This is a genomic window from Rhizobium moroccans (genome assembly GCF_057559155.1).
In genome coordinates this window covers 97,393-124,165 of record NZ_JBHFJG010000004.1, presented here as the reverse complement: position 1 = coordinate 124,165, position 26,773 = coordinate 97,393, and the positions used below count along the sequence as shown (strand labels likewise).

Below are 26,773 nucleotides of genomic sequence, written 5' to 3'. Positions count from 1 at the left end.
GGGGGCGGGAGGCGAGGGCGGTGTCCTTGTCGCGATCCGGCCCAGGCAACCACGGCCGGTCGACATTGACGATCGGGTGGTAGGCGAGATCGGCCGTCAGCAGGAGCTGATCGCTCCCGGAGTGGACAAGGAAGTTCGCCATGCCGGGGGTGTGGCCGAATGCCGGAAGCGTGGCCAGCCCAGGGACGATCTCCTCGCCGGCTTCGTAGAGCTCGATCCCGCTGGTGACGGGTTCGACGCTCCGCTTGATGGCGGCTGCGAAATTGCGGCGGAAATCCTCGGGCACCGGCATGTAGGAAAGGTCCGGATCGTTGCGGACGAAGAAGTCCCAATCGGCACGGGGCGCAAAGACGGCCGCCCGCGGAAATGCCTTGCCGCCGTCGGCGGTTCGAAGGTTGCCGACATGGTCCGGGTGCGTGTGCGAGACGACCACGACGTCGATGTCCTCGGGCGCCAAACCGATGGCGGCCAGGTTCTCGAAGATGCGTCCGCCTTGCGGACCCATAGTCTGCCCGGCCCCGGCTTCGAGGAGGATCCGCCTGCCATTCGTCTCGACAAGAAGCGTGTTGATATTGAGCATCAGGCGGTCTGTCGGCAGGAAGGCGCGCCTCAGAACTTCCTGCAGTTCCGCCTCCGGCGCATCGCTGGCATAGACCCATGGAGGGCCGCCGATCAGCCCGTCGCTCAACACGGTCGCCGAGATATCGCCGACGCGAAAATGGTAGTGGCCAGCATTTCCAGCCTGAGCCGGGGTCGGCGCGGCGGGAGCAGCCTGCGCAAAGGCCGTGCCGACCGGCAAGATCAGCCCCGTCACCGCCGACGCGGCTGTCAGCATGATCTTTCTGCGGTTCAGTGTTATTTCACCCATGTTCTTGACCTCGTCCAAATCCCTGATCGCAGGTGCCGCGTTTGATTTCTCTAGGGATGACACAGGTCGGGCGTGCAGATAAGCTAATCAAAACGGATCAGCTTATTAAGCAGGACTTTGCAATGCGGCCGCTACGCCTTGATAGCCTGGAGATATTCGAGGACGTCGTGCGCCGTGGTGGTTTCAGAGCCGCCGCGCTTGGCAGGGGCGTTTCGTCGTCCGCCATCAGTCAATCGATCAGCGTGCTCGAGGAAGCGCTGGGCATCCGGCTCTTGAACCGAACGACACGCAGCGTGGCGCCTACTGAAGCGGGCGAGCGGCTTCTCGAGCGGCTGAGGCCCGCTCTTCACGATATCAGAACGGCGATCGACGATCTCAATCAGCTTCGCGAGCGCCCATCCGGCACCGTGCGGATCAATGCGCCGGGTCCGGCCGCCGACCACGTTCTGTGCCCTCTGGCCTTCGAGTTCATGAAAATTTATCCCGACGTCAACATCGAGATCGTCAGCGATGCCGCGATCATCGATATCGTGGAGCAGGGTTTCGATGCCGGCGTGCGCTTCGGAAACCAACTTGCCCAGGACATGATCGCCATGCCGCTCGGCCCCGCCCTGCGATATGCGATCGTGGCCTCGCCCGATTATCTTCGCAAGCGCGGCCGACCCGGCTCGCCGCACGACCTCTTGCTGCACGACTGTATTCGTCGCCGTTTCCCTGGCGGAACCATGGTGACGTGGAAGTTTGAGAAGGACGGCGAGGACGTGGAAATCACTCCGAAAGGCCGATTGACGCTGAGTTCGGCGCATCAGGAGCTCCAGGCCGCACTTGCGGGATCGGGGATAGCTCACCTGTTCGAGGATTATGTCCGCGACGATGTCGAACAAGGCAGACTTATCGAATTGCTCACCGACTGGAAGCAGAAGCTGCCGAGTTGGTATCTCTATTATCCGAGCCGGCGGCATACGAGCGCGGCCATGCGGGCTTTCCTCGAATACATCCGCAATCAGAGATGATGTCCAATCATCAAGTAATGCTCAGCACGCCGCATAGGCCCAGGATTCTTGTGCCGCTAGAGACACGTTCGTTGGGCTGTTTTATCATACCACTGGAACGCCACAGCCAACGTCGCCGCGATGTATGGCCCGCCTACCAATCGGCAGGAAGCGGTTCGGATCATCCGCGCGGCCTATGTCCGGGCGTTGTTTTCGACATCGCCGAAGGCCGCGTTCAATCCGGATCGCGGCGGTTGTTTGCGGCGAAGACCCTTGCGACGCCGGAGGCGGGCTCATGGCCAAGCTTCGCGCATGTTTCGAGCGCCACCCGGCACAGCGCATCGATATCGATGCCCGTGCGGATGCCCATACCTTCAAGCATATAGATAAGCTCTTCGGTCGCGACATTGCCGGTCGCCCCCTTGGCATAGGGGCAGCCTCCAAGCCCCCCGACCGAGGCGTCGAACACCCGCACGCCTTCTTCGAGGCAGGCCAGTATGTTCGCCAGCGCCTGACCGTAGGTATTGTGCGCGTGAAGCGCCAGCGCGGCGATCGGAACTTCGCCGGCGATGGCGCGAACCATGGCGGCCGCGGCGCGCGGCGTGCCGGTTCCTATCGTATCTCCCAGCGAGATTTCGTAGCAGCCCATCCGGTGCAATCGTTTCGCAACATCGACCACCGCCGCCAGCGCGACCGGTCCTTCGTAAGGGCAGCCCAGCACACATGAGACATAACCCCGGACGCGGATTTTTGCCGCGCGCGCGCCTTCCATGACCGGTGCGAACCGTTCGAAGCTTTCGGCAATCGAGCAATTGATGTTCTTTTGCGAAAAGCTCTCCGATGCGGATGCGAAGATCGCGATTTCCCCGACACCGGCATCAAGCGCGGCCTCGAACCCTTTCAGATTGGGCACCAGCATGGGGAAGTTCACCCCCTCGCGCTTGGACAGGCGGCGGAAAACCTCGGCCGAATCCGCCATTTGCGGCACCCATTTGGGCGAGACGAAGCTGCCCGCCTCGATGGTCGTCAGACCTGCGGCGATCAGGCCTTCGATCATGGCCACGCGATCGGCGACGCCGAGCGGGCGCGCCTCGTTTTGCAGGCCGTCGCGAGGGCCGACTTCGACCAGCCGGATATGTTCCATGTTTTTGCTCATGTGTCCGATGTTCCAAGTTCGTGGCGTAAGAAGGCGCAGAAGCGCGGGTCCGCGCCATAGGCGACGTTGACCCGCATTCCCGGCCGGCGGGGCGGATCGCGGTCGGGGTGAAAGACGCTTGCCGGAGCGACGAATATGTCGGCTGCGGCGGCACGACGGCAGAATTCACGCTCATCGATCGATTGGGGCAGGGGAACCCATAGATAGAATCCCGGCACGCGCGGCAGCGCCACCTCCAGCCCGATGTCGGAGAGCGCGCGGACGGTCGCCTTGGTCGCGTCCTCCATCCGGTTGCGCAGGCGGCGCAGATGCTTGAGATATTGGCCGCTTTCGATCATGTCCGTCACCAGCCGCTCCACATGCGCGGAGGTTGCGACGGTGGTGATCATCTTCAGGTCGACCAGACCGCGGATCAGCTCCGGGTCGCCGGCGACATAGCCGCAGCGCAGGCTGGCCGAGAGCGTCTTGGAAAAGGACCCGACATAAAGCACGCGCCGCTGCTGGCCGAAGGCCGCGAGGCGCGGCAGGGTGGGCGCCAGCAGATCGGCGAAGATATCGTCCTCGACGATGCGGAAATCATGGATCTCCGCCATTTGCAGAAGGCTGAACGCGGTGGCGGGTGAAAGCGCGCCGCCGGTCGGATTATGCGCCTGGCTCTGCGTAAAGAAGACCTTCGGATGATGCTGCGCGAGCTTGTCCTGAAGATCGGCGAGGTCCGGACCGTCCTCAAGACGACGCACCGGGATAACTGTCGCCTTGGCCAACCTGAGTTTGGCGAAGAGCGGATAATATCCGGGGCTGTCGACAAAGACCGTATCGCCCGGCTCGATAAGATGGCGAATGATCAGGTCAAGCCCATGATTGACTCCGCTGGTCAGCATGATGCCGTCCGGCTCGGTCGGGATCGATCTTTCGGCAAGCGACATGCGCAGCCAGTCCCGCAGCGCGCCAAGACCCCAGGAACTGCCATAGCCGAACTCGATTTGCCCGGTCGCCGTTCTTCCGGAGCGCAGGATGCGGCGCATATGCCCGTCCTCGGTCCAGCTTGCGGGAGGGCGGCCATCGCCGGGGCGGGTTTCGTAATGCTGGTCGAGCTGCTCGCGAAGCAGCGAAACGATGCTCGTCGCCTCGGTGACGTCCGGCCGGATGCGGGGCGCGGGAGGAGGCCGGTTGCCGGTGATGTAATAGCCCGAACCCTGCCGCGCCACGGCCAGTCCGCGCGCGACGAGACGATCATAAGCCTCGGCCATGGTGTTTTTCGAGACGCTGAACTGTTCCGCTCCACCCCGCACCGAGGGCAGTTTCTGCCCGGCGCGATAGAGCCCGGACGAAATCTGTCCGCTGATCTGCGCGACGATGTTATCCACCCGGCTCATGACTTGTCCCAAAATCACGTTGGGACAGTGTTGTTGATTTACCCACCAACTGTCCCTTGATTGATGCGGGAATTTTAGGACAGTTTACGTTGAACGCAAGCTTCGGCTTCGTGATTGCCGACTGCCGGGAGGATTTTTTGAATAGGACGCCAAAACGGACCGCGACCTCGCGGCTCGAGAACTTTCGCAATCTGTCGCCCGCAGAGCGGCTGGATCAGGTGGCCGCCGCGGCCGGGCTCGACGACGAGGCGCGCGCGACGCTTGCTGCGCCCGATGCGCTGCCGGACGACCGCGCCAACGGCATGATCGAGAACGTGATCGGCACGTTCCAGCTGCCGCTGGGCGTAGCGACGAACTTTGTGGTCAATGGCCGCGAATATCTGGTTCCGATGGCTGTGGAAGAGCCTTCGGTCGTTGCGGCGGCGTCCTACATGGCGCGGATCGTGCGCGGCTGCGGCGGCTTCCAGACATCGTCCACGGCTCCGGTCATGCGGGCGCAGGTCCAGCTTCTCGGCGTCACCGATCCGTTCGGTGCGCGGCTCGCCATCCTTGCGGCGCGCGACGAAATCATCGAGGCGGCGAATGCCAAGGACCCGGTTCTGGTGAAGTTCGGCGGCGGATGCCGCGACATAGAGGTCCATGTTTTTTCCTCAACGGCACGCGGCGCGATGGTCGTCCTGCATCTTTTGGTCGACGTTCGCGATGCGATGGGCGCCAACACTGTGAACACCATGGCGGAAGCGATCGCTCCGATCGTCGAGCGCATCACCGGCGGCGAGGTGCGGCTGCGCATCCTGTCGAACCTTGCCGATCTGCGCCTGGCGCGCGCCCGCATCGAGGTAACCGAGGAGGCGCTGGCAACCAAGGATTTTTCGGGCAGGCGCATGATCGAAGGCATTATCGATGCCTATGAGTTCGCAGCCGTCGATCCTTATCGTGCGGCGACCCACAACAAGGGCATCATGAACGGGATAGACCCCGTGGTGGTGGCTACCGGCAATGACTGGCGCGCGATAGAAGCGGGAGCTCATGCCTATGCGGCACGCTCCGGGCATTACACGTCGCTCACGACATGGGAGGTCAACGCGAAGGGCAATCTGGTCGGCACGATCGAGATGCCCATGGCTCTCGGCCTCGTGGGCGGGGCGACGAAGACCCATCCGGCGGCACAGGCCGCGCTGCAGGTTCTGAATGTCGGTTCCGCCGTGGAACTGGCCGAAGTGACCGTGGCTGTCGGGCTTGCACAGAACATGGCGGCGCTCAGGGCGCTGGCGACCGAGGGGATACAGCGCGGCCATATGGCGCTGCATGCCCGCAATATCGCCATCGGCGCCGGCGCGACCGGCGAGGAGATCGATATCGTTTCCCGCAGGCTTGCCGCCGATCATGACGTGCGTGCCGCGCGAGCGGAGGAAATTCTGGCCGAAATCCGCAAGGGCATCTGAAATCCGCGACCGGGGGAGGGGGAGCTTCGCCGGTCGCCTAAATCATGGGAGGACAACATGACGGATCGAACTCCGGCCCGCGCGGCGGGTACGGAAGGACAACTTGCCGAAATCTGGGGCGACGTCGTATCGCGCCCGCAGCTTGGCAAGGCCATTCTTATCGGCGCGGCGGTGAGCCTTGCCGTCTACGGCATTGCGCTGGAAACCATCGCACCGCTTGCCGCCACGCCGGCCATCGGCAAGGCGGTGGCAATGCTTGCCGGCATTATCGGCTGCATCATCGGCGGAGCGATTTGCGCCCGCGCCTTCAGGCCCAAGCGCGTCGTGGTCGAGGAGGTTCCGACCGGCGCCATGTGGCAGACCGAAGTGCTCGACCAGCTCGTGCAGGAGGGTGGTCCGATCGGCAAGGTCGAAGACCTGCCCGCCTCCGTCGCCGGAGAGATGAAGGAGGTCGGGCTTTACGACCTCTTCCGCGACTATGAGCGCAATCGTGCCCGCAGCGGGGAGGGGAACTGATATGGACGGCTTGCTTTACGAAATTCTCATCGCGCTGGGGCTCGGATTGCTGGGCTCGGTGCTGTTTTCCGCCATCGGGCTGATCTCGGGTACTGACGAAACGACGACGATCGCGCCGGTGACGCTGCTGGTGGTGCTGCTCGGCGCGCCGCCCGCCGGCGTCTTCACGTTCTGGATGTGCGCTGCGGTTTCCAAGCACATGACGCATGCCGTGCCGACGGCGCTGCTGGGCATTCCAGGCGACACGATGGCGCTGCCGCTGCTGCAGCAGGCGTCGGCCTTGCGCAATCTCGGTGCGCCGCATATCGCATTGCGCAAGATGCTTGCCGGATCGGTCATCTCGGCCTTCATCGCGGTGCCCCTGGCGGTGCTGTTTGCGGTGATCCTCGCGCCGTTCGGCAGCTATATCACCGCTTCGGCCCCCTGGCTTTTCATCGCGGCTTCCGTGCTGATCGCCTATTTCTCGGCCGGGCGCTGGGCTTCCATCATCGCGCTGATCCCGTTCACCCTGCTCATCGTGGCTCTGCAGGGATTTACGGCGGGGCATGACGTGAAGCTGGGCGTCAGCTATTTTCTGGGCATCGCAGTTGGCCCGCTGGTGGCTGAACTCGTCTCGGCGGCGTCGCCGCTGGAGCGCAAGCGCATGAACCGCAGCGAACTGCGCGAAACGACGCTCGCGCCGGACGTCAGGGGATGGGGCGGATACTTCCCGAACCCATTTCGCGTGCTCGACCGTAGCCAGACGCGGGCCACGGCGGCCGCGGCTGCCGTCACCAGTGCGACCTTCGTTTTCAGCCCTGTGGCGATGACCGTGATCGCGGGCGAGGTGGTGGGAGCCCGCATCAAGCACGCCTATCACCGGCTGACCTCCGTTCTCGCCGTTCGAAACGGCGTGACGGAATCGACCTACATCGCCGAGGCGCTGATCCCGCTGATCGCCTTCGGCCTGCCGCTCAGCCCGGTTGCTGCCGGTCCCGCCGCACCCTTGTTCAACGCGCCGCCGCGTTTCACAGTCAACAGCGAGACGGGCGTGGTCAACAACCTGCACACGATGCTTTCCGTGCCCGAATTCCTGATCTGGGGGCTGGTTTCGGTCGTGATCGCCACGGCGATCGCTTATCCCTTCGCGATGAACCACGCGCGCAGCGCCGCGGTCTTCGTTGCAAAGCGCATCAGCCACGAGGCGATCATCGCCACATTCGTCGGGCTGGTGCTGGTGATCGGCCTATGGGAGGGCGGTGTCCTGGCCTTGCTGGTCATCCTCACCGTGGGACTGGTGGGCGGTCTGCTCTATCGCGTGCTGGGGATGAATACCGGCGTCCAGTTCATGGGCTACTATGCAGCCGTCTTAAGCGTTCCGGCCCTGCTCAAGCTGATCGGGTAGCCGCGCTATTCCACAGCAGTCAGAGGGCGTCCCTATCCTCGCCGGCGGGACGCCCTCGATCATGAAAATATGCGGGGTTCTTCTATCTTAAGACCGCGCAGCCTTCGGCGACCAGCCGTCCGGCTTTGAAGACCCTGCGGTTCTTCGGAAAGGCGACCACCGCCTCCGGCACATGGGCAGCGTCGAGCGTGACGAAATCTGCTTTCGCGCCGACTTCGATTCCGTAGCCTTCGAGGCGCAAAGCTCTGGCGCCTGCCGTCGTAACGATCTCGAAGGCGGCGGCCAGTTCGTCGTCGGTAAAGAAGCCGGACCGGTATCCGATGATTTCCGCCCGATGCAGCATGTCGCCATCGCCATAGGGCCACCAGGAATCGCGGATATTGTCGCTACCGCTGAAGACGTTGACGCCTTCGCTGCGCAGGAGCGCCACCGGCGGGAAAGTGTGGTGACCCGGCGCATTGGTCATGATCGATATGCCGCTTTTTTCGATCTTGCCGGCGATCTTGCGGGCGGCGTCAGGCGCCAGGTCGCCGAGACCATAGGCGTGACTGATCGCGACATGCCCCTGCATGCCGAGCGCGACCGTTCGGGCGCAGATTTCCTCGATGGTAAAGGCGCCCATCGTGCCTGCCTCATGCAGGTGGATGTCGATATCGACACCGCGTTTTGCGGCAATGCCGAAGACCACGTCGAGATGGCCTTTGACATCCCGGTCAAAGCTTGCCGGATCAAGGCCACCGACCAGATCCGCACCCAATCCTATCGCCTCGTCGAGAAGTTCCGGCGTGCCCGGGCTATCAAGGATGCCGCTCTGGGGAAAGGCGACGAGCTGGATATCGATCCTGTCCCTGTATTCCTCGCGGATCGCGAGGATCGTCTCCAGCGATTTCAGCCCGACCGAGCCATCCACCATGACGTGGCTGCGCATCTGCAGCGTGCCGCTGGCGATGCAAAGATCGAGCTGATTGCGGGCCCGCTCGTCCATGGGCTCGGCCTTGGCCATGTTTTCCGCCTGGAAGGCGACGCGCTCATGCACGTCGAAGCCATTGGTGCAGGGACGGTGCGGCACCCATTTGCCGCCATAGAAGCTCGTATCGAGATGGATGTGCCCTTCGACGAAACCCGGAACGAGGAGGTCACCGGAAATATCGATCGCGCTTTCGGGTGCTTTCCGCGACGATACGGGCTCGATCGAGGTGATGCGGCCGTTCGCGACATGGATGTCATGGAGCAGCCCGTCGGCGAGCTTTGCATTGGTGAAAACCGTTGTGATCTCGTTCATGGGGTTTCCTCAAATCTTCTGTTAGTTTTTAAGGCGCCAGATGGCAGGCGACCGTGCCGCCACCCTGCCGTGCCCGCACCTCGGGTGCGCTCGTTCTGCAGCGTTCCGCGGCGAGCGGACAGCGCGGATGGAAGGCGCAGCCCTTCGGCGGGTCGAGCGGGCTTGGCGGCTCGCCGCCCATGAGCTCCCGGTTGCGGTTGGGGGAGGCGACGTCTGGGATCGTCTGCAGCAGGAGCTGCGTATAGGGATGCTGCGGATCGGCGAAGAGCGCCTCGGTCTCCGCCTCCTCGACGATCCGGCCGAGATACATGACGGCGATACGGTCGGCCATGTGCCGGACGACCGCCAGATTGTGGCTGATGAAGAGGTAGGTAAGGCCGAGCTCGTCCTGCAATTTGCGCATCAGGTTGAGAATCTGCGCCTGGACCGAGACGTCGAGCGCGGATGTCGGTTCGTCGCAGACGAGGAATTCCGGCTCGCTTGCCAGAGCCCTCGCGATCGAGATGCGCTGCCGCTGGCCGCCGGAGAACTCGTGCGGGTAACGTCCGGCATCGTCCGGCGAGAGGCCGACGGTTCGCAGCAGTTCGGCGACACGCGCGGCGATCGCCTCGTTGCCGTCACGAAGGCCGAATTCGCGGATCGGCTCGGCTATGATGTCGCCGACGCGCCAGCGCGGATTGAGGCTCGCATGCGGGTCCTGGAAGATCATCTGCGCTTCCATAGGCTTGCCGCTGTTTGCACCCTTTTGGGCCGGTGCGAAAAGGATGGCGCCCTCGCTCGGCGCATAGAGACCGGTCACCAGGCGCGCCACGGTGGACTTGCCGCAGCCGGATTCGCCGACGAGCGCCAGGCATTTGCCCTTCCGGACGGTGAAGGTGACGTCCTGCACGGCGCGCAGGTAGCGTTTCGGCTTGCGGTCGATCACCCGGTTCAGCCAAGGGGCGGACACGTCGAAGACGCGTGTCAGTTGATCCACTTCCAGCGCATTGTCAGGGCTTCTCATGCGACACCTCCATCGTGAACCAGGCAGGCGACGCTGCCACGGGCATTCGCCACCAGTGCCGGGCGCACCTCGCGACAGCGCGCGCCGGCCTCCGAACAGCGCGGATTGAAGGCGCAGCCGGGCGGGATGGCGTTGAGCCGCGGCATGGCGCCGTCGATCTGGGTGAGGCGCTCGACGCGTGCGCCGAGCGCCGGGATCGAGCCCATGAGGCCCCGCGTATAGGGATGCTTCGGCTTGTTCAGCACCTCCTCGACCAAGCCGACCTCGATGACGCGGCCGGCATACATGACGGCCACCCGGTCCGCGGTCTCTGCGATGACGCCCATGTCGTGGGTGACGAGCATGACGCCGGCGCCATGTTCGCGGCAAAGGGTGCGCAGGAGCGTGGTGATCTGCGCCTGGATAGAGACGTCGAGCGCCGTCGTCGGCTCGTCGGCGATGATCAGCTGGGGATTGCCGGCGAGCGCCAGCGCGATGACCACGCGCTGCCGCATGCCGCCGGAAAACTGGTGCGGATAGTGGTCTATGCGCTCGTCCGCGCCTGGAATGCCGACCTGTTTCAGAAGGCCGATCGCATGGGCACGCGCCTCAGCCCGGTTCCGATCGGAATGCAGCCGGATCGTTTCGGTGAGCTGCTGGCCGACGGAGAAGAGTGGATTGAGCGAGGTCAACGGATCCTGGAAGATCGCGCCGACCATGCGGCCGCGCACGGTTTCCATTTCCGCGTCGCTCAGATTGTCGGTGCGCTGGCCGCCGATGCGGATCTCGCCGGCGGCGATGCGGCCCGGCGGTTCGAGCAGGCCGAGCACGGCCATGCCGGTCATCGATTTGCCCGCGCCGGATTCACCGACGACGCCGAGAATCTCGCCGCGCTCGACGGTCAGCGACACATCCGAAAGGGCCGTCAAAACACCTTTGCGGGTCGGAAACTCGACGGACAGGCCTTTGACCTCAAGGGCCGGGGTCTGACTGTTCATTGTGACACCTCGCTCGAGGTCTGGCCGAGCGGATAGCTCGGCGGGAAAATCTCTTCGACGGGCGGATGCCCGAACGTGCGTTCCGGATATCGCGCGACAAGTCCATCGAACTGCGCCTGGGCTTGGCCTCGGGCTGCGGCAAGATCGATGCCGGCCACCTGCCCATCACGCATGGAGAGCCGGCCGTCGACGATCGTGGCGCGCGTGACGCGGCCGGTCGCGCCGTAGACGAGGGTTTGGACCGGGTCGATGCGCGGGGCGATCATACGGTCCGCCATGTCGAAGACGGCGATATCGGCCTTCGAACCCGGCGCAATGCGTCCGAGGTCAGGGCGATTGAGGGCGTCCGCGCCGGCGATGGTCGCCGCGTCGTAGAATTCGGCGGCCGATCCGGTATCACCGCGGCCTTCGGCGATGCGGTTCGCCATCACGCCGACGGCCATGTTCAGCACCATGTCGGGCGGCGCGGTGTCGGTGCCCATGCCGATGCGGATGCCCATCGACTTTACCCTGGAAAATGATTTCAGCGAGGAGCCGTGACGGGCCGAGACGAGCGGGCAATGGGCGATGGTCACGCCGCTCGCCGCATAACGGGCGAGATCGTCATCGATGGCGACAGTCGCATGCGGCGCGATCAGGCGCGGGGAAAGAAGGCCGAGACGGTCGAGCCATTCCGGCGCTGTGACGCCGTGCAGACGACGGACCGTCTGCAATTCCATCTCGCCCTGCGCCATATGTAGGCGTACCGGCATATCGAGATCGTTCGCGGTGTCGAATGTGTGGCGCAGCAGCGTTTCGGTGCATGTCTCCACCCTGTCCGGCGCGAACATGCCGGAGATCAGGCCGCCGGCGGCGCCATGGATGCGCCGGACTAAGGCCGCCGCATCGGCGAGTTCGGCAAGTCCGCGCTCCTCATCGAACACCGGCTGCATGGCACCCGTCGCGTCGAGGATCACGCCGCCGCTGCGATAAGCGGGACCGAGCCAGACGCGCAGGCCGAGATCTTCGGCCGCGACGGCGGCGGCTTCGAACTCCGCCACCGTCTCGCCCCAGGCACGATAGAAGAGCGAGGCGATGGGAAGGGCCGAGGTGATGCCGTTCAGGAGGAGTTGCGCGAAGGCATAGCGCTTCTGAAAGGCGAGCTCCTCCGGCGAGTACATCTCGTAAGCGCGCGCCGCATAATCCGTCGGCCAGACGCGGCCTTTCCTCCAGCCGGGCTGGTTGTCCATGCCGAGCACGGTCGTGTCGAGATCGGAGAGCGCGTCGAGATCCACGAAGCCGGGGCCGATGAGAGCCTCACCCATGTCGTAACGGGCGGAAAGCTCACCTTCGAAGCGGCGGCCGACCCAGACGATGCGATCGTTCTCGATCACCACTTCGCCATCCGGGATGAGGCGCCGGCCTTCGGGAAGATCGGCAATGACGAAGCGGGCCTTGAGCGCCCAGCGACCGGGCGGCCGTTTGCCGAGGGGAAGAGCCGACCAGTTCATGGGCGTGCCCTCAGGCTCTTGCCGTCGCGCGCGACGACGTTTCCGGCCGTTACCACCAGATTGCGCGGTTGATGCGTGACGATCGCCTCGCCGACGGTTTCGCCCTCGACGAGCACGACATCACCGCGTCCGCCGACGGTGAGTGCGTGATCTTCCCGGTCCATGGCCTTGGCTCCGCCGGTGGTGCAGACATCGAGAGCCAGCAGCAGTTCGTCGTCGCGGCGCAGGTTGTTCTTCATCCCGAGCAGCATGGCGCGCTCCAGCATGTCGCCGTTGCCATAGGGTCCCCAGGTGTCACGGAAGCCGTCGACACCCGCTCCGAAGCGGACGCCCGCCGACCGCAGCCGTTTGAGCGACGGCACTTCCCGCGAGGGCGGCGCGGTCGTGAGAATCGGGACATCGAGTTCTGCGCAGGTGTCGATCAGCGCCTGCGTCATATTCCAGTCTGGATCGCCCAGACAGAAGGCGTGGCTGACAGCGACCTTGCCCCGCATGTCGAGAGCCCGGATGCGTTCGAAGATCATCTCCATCGAGAAGGCTCCAAGCTCGCCGCCTTCATGGAGATGAATATCGATGCCTTTTCCGTGTTTCTCGGCGAGCGCGAAAATCGTGTCGAGATGGGCCTTGGGGTCTCGGTCCATACCGCAGGGGTCGAGGCCGCCGACGAGATCGGCGCCCATGGCCGTCGCTCTGTCCAAAAGCTCCGCTGTGCCCGGCCGTCGCATCAGCCCGGATTGCGGAAAGGCGACGATCTCGATCTCGACCACGCCTTCAAGCTGCCGGCGCGTCTCCATCACGCCTTCCAGAGCGATCAGGCCCTGGTCGGTATCGATATCCACGTGGCTGCGGATCAGCGTCGTCCCGTAGCTGACCGATTGCAGCGACTGGCGCATGGACTGGACATGCGCGTCGAGCCCGTATTCGCGCTTCACTTTGCGCTCGTTGTCGATCTTATCGATCAGCCGCGGGCCGACCTCGTTCACGTACCACGGATAGCCGAGGAGCGACTTGTCGAGATGGGTATGGGCATCGACCAGGCCGGGGATTGCGATACGGCCACCCGCATCCTCAACCGCAATATTTTCCGCGCCGAGCCCTTGTCCAATGGCGGCGATGCGGCCACCCTTGATCAGGATATCGGCGGATGCACCGCCCATGGGCCTTGCGTTGGTAATCAGAAGATCGCTCATGGATATGCCTCAGCGCAGTTTGGGGTTGAGGGCGTCGCGCAGCCAGTCGCCGAGCACGTTGATGGAGACGACGAGCAGGCAGAGCTGCAGGCCCGGAAAGAGCACGATCCACCACAGGCCGGAGAAAAGATACTGGTTGCCGATGCGGATCAGTGTGCCGAGCGACGGCTGTTCAGGCGGCATGCCGACACCGAGAAAAGAAAGTGTCGCCTCGATCAGGATGCCGAGGCCGAAGTTCAGCGTGGCCGTGACCAGGAGCGGCGTGGTGGTGTTGGGAAGGATGTGTTTCAGCATGATCCGCCATTTCGAGACGCGGATCAGCCGGGCGGCCTGCACATATTCCTTATTGCGCTCCACCATGGTCTGGGCACGTACGGTGCGCGCATATTGCACCCATGCCGACAGGGAGATGGCGAAGACGATGACGCCCGAGGCGCCGACTTCGCGCAGGTAAGGCGGTAGCATCTGCCGGGCGAGCGCCGAGACGAGGATGGCGATCAGCATGGTCGGCATGGAAAGCAGCACGTCGCCGGCGCGCATCAGGAGGCCATCCGCCCATTTGCCGTAATAGCCGGCCACGAGACCAACCACCGAGCCGACGATCAGTGACACGGCGACCGAGGCGGCGCCGATGACGATCGAGGCGCGCGAACCGTAGAGGATCGCCGAAAGCAGATCACGCCCCTGCACGTCGGTGCCGAGGAGGAACGGCCATTGCCCGCCCTCCATCCAGACGGGCGGGATCTCAGCGTTGAGCAGATCCAGCGAGGCGAGATCGTAAGGGTTCTGCACCGTGATCCATGGCGCGAAGAAGGCCGTGCCGATCAGCACCGCAAGCAGGATGGCGGCGGCGATCGCGGAAGGATGCTGCTTGAAGCTCCACCACAGATCGGATTGGAACACGCGCGAGAGGCGCGAGGGCGGGGCGGAAGACTTGACGGGTTCGATGGCGGTCATGAGAGCCTCCCGGTCAGGCGTTGCGCAGGCGCGGATCGATGACCGCATAGGCGATATCGACCAGCGTGTTCAGCGTGACGAAGATGAAGGATACTATGCAGAGATAGGCCGCCATGACCGGGATATCGACGAAGGTCACCGCCTGCATGAAGAGCATGCCCATGCCTGGCCACTGGAAGACGGTCTCCGTGACGAGCGCGAAGGCGATCAGATTGCCGACCTGCATGGCGGTGAGGGTGACCACGGGCATCAGACAGTTCTTGAGCGCATGGCGGAACCACAGCGCCCGTCTTCTGACGCCGCGGGCACGGGCGAACTTGATGAAATCGGTGCGCAGCGTTTCCAGCATTTCGGCGCGCACCAGCCGCATGACGAGCGTGATCTGGAAGAGCGAGAGCGAAAGCGCCGGCAGCACAACGGCCGCCCGCCCGGAAGGTGTCAGCAATCCCGTCGACCACCAGCCGACGCGCACGACATCGCCGCGGCCGTAACCGGGTAGCCAGCCGAGCGTGACCGAAAAGATGAGGATCAGCAGGATGCCGACGAGGAAGCTCGGTAGCGAGACACCGACGATCGAGCTGAACTGCAAGCCTTCCGCCCACCAGCGCCCGCGGCCGATCGCGGTGAACACGCCGAGTGGTATGCCGATTGCGAGCGACAGGAAGGTCGCGATGAGGACCAGTTCGAAGGTCGCCGGGAAACGCTCGGCGATCAGGCCGATCACGGATTGCTGGTTGCGCCAGGAGAGGCCGAATTCGCCCTGTGCGGCATTGGTGACGAAGCGGGCATATTGAACGAGGAAGCCGTCATTGAGGCCGAGGCGCGCCCGCAATTCGTCGCGTTCGACCTGGGTCGCGCTTTCATTGACCATCATCTCGACCGGGTCGCCCAGGAAGCGGAAGATGAGGAATGCAAGAAAGGCGACCGTCAGCATCACGAGAACGGCATTGCCGATCCGCTTGATGAGGAAGGCGAGCATGGCGCGCGGTCCTTTATCCGAACAGAAGGAGGAGGCGATCCCCGCCGCAAGCGTTGCACGGCGGGGATCTTCGGATTTACATCTTCACCAGCCATAAGCGGGGAAGGTTATCCGAGAAGAGCGGGAAATCCGCGATCTTCGCATTGGTCGCCCAGGCGAGCGGCTGCTGGTGCAGCGGGATCATCAGGGCGTGCTCCTTGGCCATCTTCAGCGACTGGGCTTCTATCGCAAGACGCTTCGTCTGATCGAGCTCGACGGCGGAGGCCTTGGTCACCTCGTCGAACTCCTTGTCGGACCAGCCGCCCCAGTTGAAGATGCCGAACGAGCCTTCCTTGGTGTGCAGCACCTGCGAGGTGAGGCTGTAAGTGTCGAGCATCGGCAGCGTCGCCCAGCCGAGCGTGTAGACATCGACCTTGCCGGCGGAACGTTTCGGGGTCTGCACGGCGCGGGTGCCCTGGTCGAGCTTCGGCTTCAGGCCGACACGGGACCACATGGAGGCGACCGCCTGACAGATCTGTTCTTCGTTGACGAGGCTGTCCGCGCAGTTGAACTCGAATTCGAAGCCTTCCGCGCCGGCTTCCTTCAGAAGCGCCTTGGCCTTTTCGGGGTCCGCTTTCACCGGCTCGTCCAGCGCTGCGTCATAGCCCGGGATCTGCGGTGCGACGAGCGCGCCGGCATTGCGGGACTTGCCGCGCATGACGCGCTTCTGGATGAGGTCGAGATCGATCGCGAGCTGCATCGCCTGGCGCACGCGCACGTCCTTCATCGGGTTCGGTGCGCCCGAGAGAAGCTGGTCGCGCTGGCTGAAGCCGATCATCACGGTGCGAAGATCGGTGCCTTCGAGAAGCTTGACCTGTGACGAGGCAGCTTCAAGCCGCGGCAGGTCCTGCACCGGCGCCTGGTCGGTAAAGTCGATATCGCCGGATAGAAGTGCTGCCACGCGGGTCGCGCTGGAGGCGATCGGCGTCAGCTCGATCCGGTCGATATTGTGTTGCGGCTTATCCCACCAGCCGTCGAACTTCACGAACACGGTCTTGGCATCCGGCTGGCGGCTTTCGACCTTGAATGGACCCGTTCCGTTCTCGTGATAGGTGGCATAACCTTCGACGCCCGAGCCGACGTCGGTCGGGGCTTCGGCATTGTTGTCCTTCAGCCAGCCCGCGTCGAAGACGTAGATGGTGGTGAGATCGTTCAGCAGCAGCGGATAATTGGTCGCGACATCGATTTCGATCGTGTGAGCATCGATGACGCGCGATCCTTTGTAGGAGGGAATGTTGCCGCGCAGCGGCGATTTCGGATCGCTGGCGCGCAGGAGCGAGGCCTGGACGTCCTCGGCGGTGAAATCGGCGCCGTTGTGGAATTTCACGCCCTCGCGCAGCTTGAACCGCCAGGTGGTTGGCGAAACGATTTCCCAGGAGGCGGCGAGCGCCGGCTCGATCTTCAAGTTGCGGTCGTAACGCACCAGCCCTTCATAGGCGTGGTTGAGTACGCCGAGCGCAAAGCTGTCACCATAGGAATAGGGATCGAGCGAGCTGATGTCGCGTGAGGCTCCCCATTTCAGGGTGCCGGCTGCGGCCGGCATGGATAGTGCGAACAGGGCAATGCCTGTCGCCAATAATCTCTTCGTTTTGATCATCTTGGTCCCCTTTTATTGTATCCAATTCAGCAGAACATTCCTGCGACGAATTGCATGCGAGGTTCTCATCGGGCGGCCCATAAGCCGTTTCGTGAGCCTTGGAAGTGCCGTTCTCTGCGGCTTAGGCGGAACGTAGATTATCTCGTATGCAATTTCAACAGAAAATTGGATGCAATATAAATGGGTAGATAAGGTACAAAATTTATGCAATATGCCGTGGAAAATGCATTCGAACGGGAAGCCGAAAGCGATGTCCACGAACCTGACCAGAAGCGACGCGATCTACGCTTCGCTCCGTCGCGCCATTCTCGAGCAGGCGCTGAAGCCCGGCACCAAGCTGCCGGAAGATTCGATCGGCGACACGTTCAGCGTCAGCCGGACAAGCGCACGCAACGCCCTGGTGCGGCTCTCCTCCGACGGCCTCGTGGAGATCAAGCCGAACCGCGGCGCCGCAGTCGCCATGCCGACGCTGGAGGAGGCGGAGGAGGTCTTCGCCCTTCGCCGCTGCCTGGAGCGAGAGGTGATCGAGCGGCTTTGCAAACGCATGCCGAAGGACGGCATCGATGCGCTGATCAGCCATGTGCGGGAGGAGGAGCGGGCGCTGCAGGCCTCTTCGCCTCGCTCCATTCGCCTCGCGGGCGAATTTCATATTCTGCTCGCCGAACTGACCGGCTCGAAACTGCTCATCGATTTCATCAGCCAGGTGGTTTCGCGCTCGTCGCTGATCCTTGCCCGGTTCGGGCGCCCGCATTCGGCGGAATGCGGGATCGACGAGCATATCCAGCTTATCGAGGCCTTGAAAAACCTCGATGCGGATGCGGCGACCCGCATCATGGATCATCACCTCCACGCGGTTGAGGATCGGGCCAAGGTGGACGACAAGGACGACGGTCCCGATATCAGCGAAATCCTCAGCCGTTACATGTCGGCTTCCGAGTAGCAGCGACGGAAAAAACCGGGAAAGCATGCGATGGCCGAGGGGATGACGATGCCGGAACGGATTTTCACGCAGCAGACGGCGCAAGCCGCAGCCCGGTCCCGGCACGGCATGGTCACCACGCCGCATCACGCCGCAAGCGAGGCAGGCGCGAAGGTTCTGCGCCGCGGCGGCACCGCGATCGAGGCGGTGATTGCCGCAGGTGCCGCGCTGACGGTTCTTTATCCGCATTTCTGCGGTCTGGGCGGCGACGCCATCTGGCTCGTGGCGGACCGCGCCGGCAGGCGCGACGCGATCATGGGCATAGGGCAGGCGGCAGAGAATTTGCCGAAGCTCGAAACCATCCCCGCGCGCGGCCCCCTGTCGGCACTGACGACCGCCGCGCTTGTCGACAGCTGGGGCGAGGCCCTGCGGTATTCGCATGCGCATTGGGGCGGAACGGAGAACCTTTCGAGCCTTCTCGAGGACGCGATCGAACTCGCCGCCGCTGGCTTTCCGGTCAGCCGGTCGCAGAGATATTGGCACGAGTTCCGAAAGGGCGAAATCGGCGGCTGGTCGAATGTCTCGACTTTCTTCGCGACCGAAGGCATCCAGCGGCAACCGCAGCTCGCGTCCGTCCTGGAGCGGCTTGCGACGCACGGCCATCGCGAATTCTACGAGGGAGAGGTCGCCGGCCGCATTGCAGCGGGTCTGGAGGCGGCGGGTAGTCCCATCCGCAGGCGTGACCTGGAGAAGACGTCCGCAAAAATCGTCGCTCCCCTGTCCCTGACATACAGGGATCTGGAGCTTCTGGCACCACCGCCGCCGTCTCAGGGGGTAACGACGCTCTCCATCATGGGCATCCTGTCGCACTTCGCCATGCAGGACGTGGACCCGGCATCCGCGGATTTCTATCACCTTTGCGTCGAGGCCGTGAAACAGGCGTTTCTCGAGCGCGGACGCATCGCCGATCCGGACCATGTCGCGCAGGACTGCGCTGCCTGGCTCGCCGACACGGTTCTTTCCCGCAAGGCCGGAGCGATCGACCGGAAGGCGGCGTTGCCATGGCCGGCCCCATTCCGGAACGGCGATACGGTCTATCTCGCCGCGGTCGATGGAAACGGCCGCTCCGCGAGTGTCCTGCAAAGCACCTATTACGATTGGGGCAGCGGCGTCCTGCTCGATGACACCGGCATCCTGTGGCAAAACCGCGGAGCGGCCTTCAGCACCGATCCCGCCAGTCCGAACGTGCTCGCCCCCGGCAAGCGGCCGTTCTACACGCTCAATCCCGGCATGGGCCTGCGCGACGGAAAGCCCTGCCTCCTCTATGGAACGCAAGGGGCCGACGGGCAGCCGCAAACGCTGACCGTGCTGCTCAGCAGATTGATCGATCACGGTTTCGATCCGCTCGCAGCGCTTTCCGCGCCGAGATTCCTGCTCGGCCGGACGTTTTCCGACACAAGGGACAATCTCAAGATCGAGGAGACCGCCGGCGCGGAGGTTCTGAACGCCCTTTCCCGGCGCGGACACGAGACGGTCGCTCTCCCGGCGCTGAGCGCGCTGGCGGGGCAGGCCGGCGTCATCCGGATTGGCGAAGACGGATGGATCGACGGCGCGCACGACCCCCGCAGCGACGGCTGCGCGATCGGAGTTTGAGGCAGGACATGCGGGCCGATCTCGTTCTTCGCAATGCATGCATATCGCAGCGATCGGAGGTGATCGACATCGCGATCCGCGACGGGCTCATCGTCGAAATGCGGCCGGAAATCCGCTGCCACGCCGTGGAGGAAGAGGATGTCGACGGGAAATTCGCTTTCGCGGGTTTCGTCGACAGCCACATCCATCTCGACAAGGCCTGTATTCTTGAACGCTGCTCGATTTGCGAAGGCACGCTGGAGGAGGCGGTGCGCGAAACGGCCAGGGCCAAGGCCGGTTTCTCCGAAGAAGACGTTTATGAACGGGCCTCGGCCCTGGTCCGCCAGGCCATCGTTCACGGCACCAACCGCATGCGGACCTTTGTCGAGATCGATCCCCGCGCCGGCATGCGATCCTTCGAGGCCATCAAACGGGTTCGCGAGCGGTATGCGTTCGCGATCGACATCGAGATCTGCGCCTTCGCCCAGGAGGGGCTGACGCAGGAGCCTGAAACGGAAGATATGCTCGACGAGGCGCTACGTGCCGGCGCCGATCTGATCGGGGGATGCCCCTATACCGATCACCGTCCGGAAGAACATGTCCGCAGGATATTCGCGCTGGCGAAAAGGCATGACGTCGACGTGGATTTCCACCTCGATTTTCATCTCGATCCCGCAAGGACAGACCTGCCAGCCGTCATCGAGGCGACACGGGCGAATGGCTATGGCGGTCGCGTCACCATCGGTCACGTCACCAACCTCTCCGCCCTCGGGCCGGCGGACCGGTCCGCGGTCGGACGGAAGATCGCGGAGGCCGGGATCGCGCTCACCGTCCTGCCGGCGACCGACCTTTTCCTGATGGGCCACGGCCACGTCTCGAACATCCCGCGTGGGATCGCGCCGGCCCATCTTCTGTCGGCGGATGGTGTCAGAACGGCGATCGCCACCAACAATGTGCTGAACCCGTTCACGCCCTTCGGCGACGCGTCGCTGGCAAGGATGGCCAATCTTTACGCCAATGTGATGCAGCTATCGCGCGACGCTGATATCGACCACGTCTTCCAGATGGTTAGCGGACAGGCCGCAGCCATAATGCGTGCTCAATACGGCCTCAGGATCGGCGGCCCGGCCGATATCGTCGTTCTCGATGCGGCCGATCCCCTAAGCGCCGTCCGTTCCTCGGCCGCTACGCTCGCCGGATGGAAGGCTGGCCGAAAGACGTTCGTTCGACCCAAGGCACGCATCCTGGAGAGCTGATGCGCGCCTCTCCGGAGCGCTACCAATAGCCGTTGGCGCACAATGTTTCGAGTTCGCCGATGGAAAGCTTTTCGAGGCCGAGATGCGGGAGAAGATCGTTTTCGGCGGCGAGATCTCTGCCGGTTGCGGCGGAAAGCAGAGCCGTTCCGGCTTCATGCAGGATAGCGGGATGACCACTCAGCCGGCCGAGCAGGGAGGTGGGCACGAGGCCGAAGGGGACATCCTCGAAGATATACCGGCTGTCGACCGTGGAGGGGCCGAAACCGCCGCGGCCCGCCGCGTGCATCTGCTGGTTCATCTCGGAGACGGTGCCGATCGGCACGTGGAAGGAGAGCGAAAAATGCTCCCGGACCGTGCGGACCGAAAGGCCGAAGCTCTTGGCGATCGCTAATCGTTCTTCATCCAGCGCCTCGATCACCCGGCCGACGGTCGGGGTGATGTTGTCGCCCTGGCCCCAGTTCTCGCCCTTTTCCATGCGGGTGAGGTTGAGGAGGGCGATGCCGAGATGGTTCTGCGGGTTCAAATTGCTGAGCGCGATTGCCAGCAGCCCGTCACGCTTGACGAACCGGTCGCCGAAAAGCTCCGTGCAGAGCGCATGGCCGGCATCGATCTCGGACTTGGGCAGGGTGGCGACGTCGATCTTCTGGCGCACCGTGTTGACGTTCACAGCCGTTTCGCCCTGCTGACGTCCGGTCAGCACGGTTGTGCCCCAGACGGAAATCGGCAGACGCACGCCGCGCGCCGCAAGCCCTTTCGAGAGGTAGAGCGCGCCGAAGGAGCTATGCGAGGAGATGATGACCGGCTGGCCGGGCCGCAGATGGGGGATTGCCGCATCGAAAGCCGCGCGATGACCGTTGGCGGGCATGGCAATGATGACGACTTCACTGTCCCTGACGGCTTCGGCGCAATCTCTCGCAACGCGGACCTTGCCGGAGAATTCCACCGCGCCCTTCGCCACCAGGGCTTCGCCCTCGGCCAATGCGCGGGTGCGCTTGCCCGAAGGGGACCAGAGCATCGGATCATGGCCGTTCCTGGCGAGATAGGCGGCGACACCGAAGGCTATAGCTCCGGCTCCGAGAATGCTGACGCGCATGGGTGTTCCTTCGTCTGCTCGAGGGGCGGCTGGGCGGGAGGCTTTACATGTATTTCGTCGGCAAGGCGGTTGTAAACTTCATTTCCTCCATGGCGATCGAGGAACTGAGGTCGGAAAACTCCACCCGGCTGATGAGATTCTTATAGACCTGGTCGTAGACGTCGATATTGGGAACGACTGTGCGCAGCAGGTAATCCGTCTCGCCGGTCAGGCGGTAGGCCTCCAGGATTTCCGGAATGTCGCGGATCTCCTTGCGGAATGTATCGAGCCAGGTAGTGGTGTGCCGTGGCACCTTCACGGAGATGAAGATGGTCATGGGGACGTTCGCCATGCGGCGGTCGATCAGCGCAACACGGCTGCGGATCAGGCCCATGTCCTCCATGCGCTTGATGCGGCGCCAGCAGGGCGTGTGGGAAAGTCCGACCTCGTCGGCGATCTCGACCACCGATTTTTCGGCGTTCTGCTGGAGTATCTCGATGATCTTTCGGTCGATGTGGTCGAACATGCTCGCCTCCGGGACAGATTTTCAATTCTTGCGGTTTCGTAGGTGAATTTTTTCAGTTCGCGGCTGTCGTATGAAGATGGCTTCTTGGCTTCCGGGCCGCTTCGGCGGTTATAACCCCGGCGGAAGGCGCTTTCGATTTCTCAGCTCACCCCAGGAGGCCGGCCCAATTTTCAGGCTTTGTGATTATGATTTAAACATTCCTCCTGATTTGTATAAACATCCTCGTCTATCCATTGGAATTAGGATGATCTTACAAAATAATCCCATTACGGGGTGAAAAAAGCAACCAGCCTTCCGTGTTTGTTGGATATCGTCCCAGGACCAAGACAACAAATCAAAGGGATGGAAAATGAAAAGGATAGGCCTGATCGGCGGCATGAGCTGGGAAAGCACCGCCGTCTATTACCGCAGGGTCAACGAGCAGGTACGAGAAGCATTGGGCGGTCTAAATTCTGCGGATGTGGTGCTGCGTTCCGTGAATTTTCACGATATCGTAACCCTTCAAAAATTAGGGGCTTGGGAGCAGGCAGCCGGTGAATTGAGCAAGGTGGCGAAAGAACTCGAGCAGGCGGGCGCGGATATGATCCTGATCTGCACCAACACGATGCATCTGCTGGCGGACGAGGTGCAGGCTTCCGTCGGGGTGCCGTTGATCCACATTGCCGATGTGACCGGTGAAGCGATCGCCGATGCGGGATGCCGCCGTCCGCTGCTGCTCGCCACCCGCTATACGATGGAGCAGGACTTCTACCGCAAGCGCATGGAAGAGAATTTCGGCCTCGAGGTCATGATACCCGATGCCGACGACCGCCAGGATGTGCACGATATCATATTCGGGGAGCTGTGCTGCGGCGTGGTGAAGGATACGTCGCACCGGCGCTACAAGGAGATCGTCGCAAAGGGGAAGGCCGCCGGCGCCGACAGCGTCATCCTGGGCTGCACCGAGATCGGCCTTCTGGTGAGCGCCGCGGATTTCGACATCCCGACATTCGATTCCACCCTCCTGCACGCGGATGCGGCAGTGGGGATTTCGCTTGAGCCGATCCGTTCGGCCAAGGGAGAAATGGGGCTGGCAGCGCCGTTACACTAGCTGGGGGTGTGAAGTCTGCATGCCGTCAAGAACCCGGACAGGAGAAAAAAGGTGAGTGACATGAAAGACTTCAGGCAAACCCGCCGTTCCACCCTCAAGCTTCTCGCCGCCGGTACCGGCATGCTGGCCGCGCCGGCGGTCATTCGCCCGGCTTTCGCGCAAGGCAAGGTCGTCAACATCACGACCTACGACAAGTTCGTTCCGCAGGAATTCATCGACCAATTCCAGAAGGATACGGGCATCGAAGTGCGCGTGCGCCTGACGGACGACCAGGGCAAGCAGTACAACCTGCTTTCGGCCGAGGGCGCCTCGCCCTCGACCGATATCGTGACCGTCACGGGTCACCGCGTCTCGCAGTTCATCAAGTCCAATCTTCTGGCGAAGCTCGATACCGGACGGCTGAAGAACTGGGGCAATCTCGCTCCCGCCTATACCGGCGCGCCGCAGCTCACCATCGACGGCTCCACCTATGGCGTGCCGCTGCTCGCCGGCTTCGAGGGCCTGGTGCGCAACACGGACTATACCAAGGCCAGCGATAGCTGGAGCATCATGTTCGAAGAGGAATACAAGGGCCTCACCTCGTATATCATTTCCGATTTCCTTTCGATCACCATGCGCTATCTGGGCGACGACGGCGACTACGTGACCTACGGAGACAAGCCGGACGTCGCGCAGGCGGCGACCAACAAGGCCCGCGACTACCTGATCCAGCACAAGGACAAGGTCCGCAAATATTATGACGCGGGCTCAGAAGTGCAGCAGATGTTCGTCAACGAGGACATCTATGTGGCGCAGGCATGGTCCGGTCCGGCGGCGAAGCTCATCATGGATGGCCATCCGATCGAGCTTTCGGTTCCGAAGGAGGGCACCTACGGGTTCCTCTACTCCTTCAACGTCGTCAACAATGCGCCGAACGCGGATGCGGCCTATACCTTCCTCGATGCGATCCTCTCCTCACCGGAGATCGGCGCCGCGATGACCCGCCAGTCCGGCTTCGCCTCGGCTTTCGCGGGCGTCGACAAGGTGCTGGACGAGCGTGAGCGGGCCGCCAACGTCCTGCCGGACGAGCAGATGCAGCGGGTGCAGTTCTTCAGCTCGGTCAACCGCGACATGAAGAACGACATGATCGACAAGGCCACCGCGGAAATCAAAGCCGCCTGACCGGCAACTCGCCCCGATCGCACCAAACAGGCTGGCCTTCCATGAAGGCCGGCCGATAAAAGAGAAGTCCGGGAACAGATGAAATGGTCGATAGCAGCATGACCGAGACAGGAACCTCGGCGCCCCGCGCCGGGCCGGCTTATGCCGGTTGGATAGGGAAGATCACCAACTCGGGGCTTTATTCGGCCACGGTCGGCCTGATCGCCAACAGCACCCGGGCGAGGCTCATCCTGCTGCTCGCCGTGCCGCTCACATGGATCGTCGTGCTTCATGTCGGCCCGATCTACCAGATGGCCCGCATCAGCTTACTCGACAACTATCCGCCGGCGGCGGAAGGCCCCGTCCATACGCTCGACAATTACCGGCTGTTCTTCCAGGAGCCGCTCTATTTCCTGCCTTTCGTGCGCAGTCTGATCTTTGCGGCGGTGGTGACGGTGGCCGCGCTGGTTGTCACCTATCCGGTCGCCTATTACGTCGCCAAGATCATCAAGCCGCAGAACCGGACCCGGGCACTGCTCCTGCTGCTCATCCCTTTCTGGGCCGGAGAAATCATCCGCACGTTTTCGGTCATCATGCTGCTTGCCAATCGCGGCGCGGTGAACGTGCTGTTGCGGGAGATCGGCTTCATCGACCGGCCCATACCGCTCCTCTACAACTACTTTTCGCTTGGCTTCGGGGTGATCTACCTGATCGCGCTCTACATGCTTCTGCCGCTCTATTCGGCGATCGAGAAGATACCACCGCAGCTTATTGATGCCGCGGCCGATCTCGGGGCGGGGCCGTTCCAGAGGTTCCGCCGCGTCATCCTGCCGCTTTCCAAGGACGGGATCGTATCCGGCTGCAGCCTGGTCTACCTGACCTCGATCGGGGTGTTCGCCGCGCCGCTGCTGCTCGGCGGCCCGAACTCGGTGATCTTTCCGGAAATCATCGCCAGCCTCTTCCACGGTTCGAGCGACAAATGGCCGGAAGGTGCGGCCTTCTCCATCCTGATGCTGGTCGTTTCGCTTTCGACCGTAGGCCTTTTCATGCGGGTCGCCGGCGGGCGCTCGGTCCGGCTGATGTGAGGAGAAGACCATGCGCCATTATTTCTCCGATGCACCGAAGACCGCGCTCCAGGCCTCCTACTGGGTCTTCGTCATCTATCTTCTCCTGCCGCTTACGCTGATGACGGCGATGAGCTTCAAGGACGCCAATTTCATCGCCTTTCCGATCGGCGACTGGACGCTCGGCTGGTATGCCAAGGTGGTGCAGGACAAGCAGTTCCTGGAGGCGTCCGGCTATTCGATCTTCATCGCGCTGATGACGACGATCTTCGCCACCATCATGGGGGTATGGATCGCGCTTCTGATCTCGGCGGAGGGCATATGGGGGCGTGCTGCGATCTTCGCGCTCGCCTGCCTTCCCGCCGTTGTGCCGGGCCTCATCAACGCGATCTCGATGCGCATCTTCATTCGCGTGCTCGACATTCCGACCGGAACGGGCGCGATCATCCTGGGTCATACCGTGCATGCGGTTCCCTTCGTGGTGATCATGGTGCTGACGCGGCTGCGGTCGATGCCGAACAATCTCATAGACGCGGCGCGCGATCTTGGCGCCGATAGCTTCATAGCCTTCATCCGGATCACCATTCCCTTCCTGGCGCCCGCGCTTGTCGGCGGCATGATCTTCTGCGTGCTGACCAGTATCGACGATTTCGTTCGCACCTTCTTCCTGGGCGGCTATCAGCCCACGCTCCCCATGCTGATCTTCGCCAAGGTGCAGGGCGGCATGTCTCCCGAGATCAATGCCATGGCGACGCTGGTGCTGATCGTGACCGCAGCCGTCGGCCTTTATGCCGAGCACTTCACCCGCCGTTCGAGGACCTGA

24 protein-coding genes are annotated in these 26,773 nt (G+C 63.1%); 11 read left to right on the top strand and 13 right to left on the bottom strand.

Going from position 1 to position 26,773, the window contains the following annotated elements; translation table 11 throughout:
- On the bottom strand, positions 1-835 hold an 835-nt coding region (locus ACE04I_RS03765; protein WP_487206645.1), incomplete at its 3' end, for an MBL fold metallo-hydrolase.
- 89 nt (positions 836-924) lie between these two features.
- Here ACE04I_RS03765 and ACE04I_RS03760 point away from each other — a divergent pair.
- Positions 925-1,881, top strand: a complete 957-nt coding sequence (locus tag ACE04I_RS03760) for a LysR family transcriptional regulator (protein ID WP_170986275.1) — start codon at positions 925-927, stop codon at positions 1,879-1,881.
- 214 nt (positions 1,882-2,095) lie between these two features.
- Here the strand turns inward: ACE04I_RS03760 and ACE04I_RS03755 are convergent, their stop codons facing one another.
- Both ACE04I_RS03755 and ACE04I_RS03750 read right to left on the bottom strand, forming a co-directional pair.
- Positions 2,096-3,016, bottom strand: a complete 921-nt coding sequence (locus ACE04I_RS03755; RefSeq protein ID WP_082118357.1) for a hydroxymethylglutaryl-CoA lyase — start codon at positions 3,014-3,016, stop codon at positions 2,096-2,098.
- Complete coding sequence (locus ACE04I_RS03750; protein WP_046795039.1) at positions 3,013-4,392, bottom strand: aminotransferase-like domain-containing protein; 1,380 nt, start codon at positions 4,390-4,392, stop codon at positions 3,013-3,015. Before ACE04I_RS03750 ends, ACE04I_RS03755 begins: the two co-directional genes overlap by 4 nt.
- A 137-nt stretch (positions 4,393-4,529) precedes the next feature.
- Between ACE04I_RS03750 and ACE04I_RS03745 the strand changes: the two genes are divergently transcribed.
- Genes ACE04I_RS03745 through ACE04I_RS03735 form a run of 3 tightly spaced genes read left to right on the top strand, consistent with a single transcriptional unit; the run spans position 4,530 to position 7,737 of the window.
- Complete coding sequence (locus ACE04I_RS03745) at positions 4,530-5,837, top strand: hydroxymethylglutaryl-CoA reductase, degradative (protein WP_487206641.1); 1,308 nt, start codon at positions 4,530-4,532, stop codon at positions 5,835-5,837.
- Positions 5,838-5,894: 57 nt separating this feature from the next.
- Positions 5,895-6,353, top strand: a complete 459-nt coding sequence (locus ACE04I_RS03740) for a hypothetical protein (protein ID WP_046795038.1) — start codon at positions 5,895-5,897, stop codon at positions 6,351-6,353.
- Position 6,354: 1 nt separating this feature from the next.
- The gene (locus tag ACE04I_RS03735; RefSeq protein WP_137326535.1) at positions 6,355-7,737 is read left to right on the top strand and encodes a tripartite tricarboxylate transporter permease; all 1,383 of its coding nucleotides are present in this window, start codon (positions 6,355-6,357) and stop codon (positions 7,735-7,737) included.
- A gap of 82 nt (positions 7,738-7,819) precedes the next feature.
- Here the strand turns inward: ACE04I_RS03735 and ACE04I_RS03730 are convergent, their stop codons facing one another.
- The 8 genes from ACE04I_RS03730 to ACE04I_RS03695 all read right to left on the bottom strand — a co-directional run bounded on the left by ACE04I_RS03730 (position 7,820) and on the right by ACE04I_RS03695 (position 17,251).
- On the bottom strand, positions 7,820-9,019 hold the full coding sequence (locus ACE04I_RS03730) for an amidohydrolase family protein (RefSeq protein WP_046795036.1): 1,200 nt from the start codon (positions 9,017-9,019) through the stop codon (positions 7,820-7,822).
- A gap of 28 nt (positions 9,020-9,047) precedes the next feature.
- A complete protein-coding gene (locus ACE04I_RS03725) occupies positions 9,048-10,022 on the bottom strand; it encodes an ABC transporter ATP-binding protein (protein WP_046795035.1) in 975 nt (324 codons plus the stop codon).
- Complete coding sequence (locus ACE04I_RS03720; protein ID WP_046795034.1) at positions 10,019-10,999, bottom strand: ABC transporter ATP-binding protein; 981 nt, start codon at positions 10,997-10,999, stop codon at positions 10,019-10,021. The genes ACE04I_RS03725 and ACE04I_RS03720 overlap by 4 nt, the downstream gene beginning before the upstream one ends.
- Entirely contained in the window at positions 10,996-12,489 is a 1,494-nt protein-coding gene (locus ACE04I_RS03715; RefSeq protein WP_487206640.1) for an amidohydrolase family protein, read from the bottom strand. The genes ACE04I_RS03720 and ACE04I_RS03715 overlap by 4 nt, the downstream gene beginning before the upstream one ends.
- The gene (locus ACE04I_RS03710; RefSeq protein WP_046795032.1) at positions 12,486-13,679 is read right to left on the bottom strand and encodes an amidohydrolase family protein; all 1,194 of its coding nucleotides are present in this window, start codon (positions 13,677-13,679) and stop codon (positions 12,486-12,488) included. The genes ACE04I_RS03715 and ACE04I_RS03710 overlap by 4 nt, the downstream gene beginning before the upstream one ends.
- A 9-nt stretch (positions 13,680-13,688) precedes the next feature.
- The gene (locus ACE04I_RS03705) at positions 13,689-14,636 is read right to left on the bottom strand and encodes an ABC transporter permease (RefSeq protein WP_046795031.1); all 948 of its coding nucleotides are present in this window, start codon (positions 14,634-14,636) and stop codon (positions 13,689-13,691) included.
- Positions 14,637-14,649: 13 nt separating this feature from the next.
- A complete protein-coding gene (locus ACE04I_RS03700) occupies positions 14,650-15,615 on the bottom strand; it encodes an ABC transporter permease (RefSeq protein ID WP_046795030.1) in 966 nt (321 codons plus the stop codon).
- 76 nt (positions 15,616-15,691) lie between these two features.
- Complete coding sequence (locus tag ACE04I_RS03695) at positions 15,692-17,251, bottom strand: ABC transporter substrate-binding protein (RefSeq protein WP_487206639.1); 1,560 nt, start codon at positions 17,249-17,251, stop codon at positions 15,692-15,694.
- A 250-nt stretch (positions 17,252-17,501) separates the two neighbouring features.
- On the opposite strand from ACE04I_RS03695, the gene ACE04I_RS03690 reads away from it, so the two are divergent.
- Genes ACE04I_RS03690 through ACE04I_RS03680 form a run of 3 tightly spaced genes read left to right on the top strand, consistent with a single transcriptional unit; the run spans position 17,502 to position 21,058 of the window.
- The gene (locus tag ACE04I_RS03690) at positions 17,502-18,191 is read left to right on the top strand and encodes a GntR family transcriptional regulator (protein ID WP_052760420.1); all 690 of its coding nucleotides are present in this window, start codon (positions 17,502-17,504) and stop codon (positions 18,189-18,191) included.
- A 48-nt stretch (positions 18,192-18,239) separates the two neighbouring features.
- Entirely contained in the window at positions 18,240-19,823 is a 1,584-nt protein-coding gene (locus tag ACE04I_RS03685) for a gamma-glutamyltransferase family protein (protein ID WP_245282096.1), read from the top strand.
- Between the two features lie 8 nt (positions 19,824-19,831).
- Complete coding sequence (locus ACE04I_RS03680) at positions 19,832-21,058, top strand: amidohydrolase family protein (protein WP_046795027.1); 1,227 nt, start codon at positions 19,832-19,834, stop codon at positions 21,056-21,058.
- A gap of 19 nt (positions 21,059-21,077) precedes the next feature.
- Here the strand turns inward: ACE04I_RS03680 and ACE04I_RS03675 are convergent, their stop codons facing one another.
- Positions 21,078-22,151, bottom strand: coding sequence for an NAD/NADP-dependent octopine/nopaline dehydrogenase family protein (locus ACE04I_RS03675; RefSeq protein WP_046795026.1), 1,074 nt, complete (start codon positions 22,149-22,151; stop codon positions 21,078-21,080).
- Between the two features lie 43 nt (positions 22,152-22,194).
- Positions 22,195-22,656: an Lrp/AsnC family transcriptional regulator gene (locus ACE04I_RS03670; RefSeq protein WP_046795025.1), complete on the bottom strand. Its 462-nt coding sequence runs from the start codon at positions 22,654-22,656 to the stop codon at positions 22,195-22,197.
- 349 nt (positions 22,657-23,005) lie between these two features.
- On the opposite strand from ACE04I_RS03670, the gene ACE04I_RS03665 reads away from it, so the two are divergent.
- From ACE04I_RS03665 to ACE04I_RS03650, 4 genes are all read left to right on the top strand, one after another.
- A complete protein-coding gene (locus tag ACE04I_RS03665) occupies positions 23,006-23,746 on the top strand; it encodes an aspartate/glutamate racemase family protein (protein ID WP_046795024.1) in 741 nt (246 codons plus the stop codon).
- 60 nt (positions 23,747-23,806) lie between these two features.
- On the top strand, positions 23,807-24,907 hold the full coding sequence (locus tag ACE04I_RS03660; RefSeq protein WP_052760419.1) for an extracellular solute-binding protein: 1,101 nt from the start codon (positions 23,807-23,809) through the stop codon (positions 24,905-24,907).
- 83 nt (positions 24,908-24,990) lie between these two features.
- The gene (locus tag ACE04I_RS03655; RefSeq protein WP_487206638.1) at positions 24,991-25,971 is read left to right on the top strand and encodes an ABC transporter permease; all 981 of its coding nucleotides are present in this window, start codon (positions 24,991-24,993) and stop codon (positions 25,969-25,971) included.
- A gap of 10 nt (positions 25,972-25,981) precedes the next feature.
- Positions 25,982-26,773 carry an ABC transporter permease gene (locus tag ACE04I_RS03650; protein ID WP_046795022.1) on the top strand — a complete coding sequence of 264 codons (792 nt, stop codon included), beginning with the start codon at positions 25,982-25,984 and terminating at the stop codon, positions 26,771-26,773.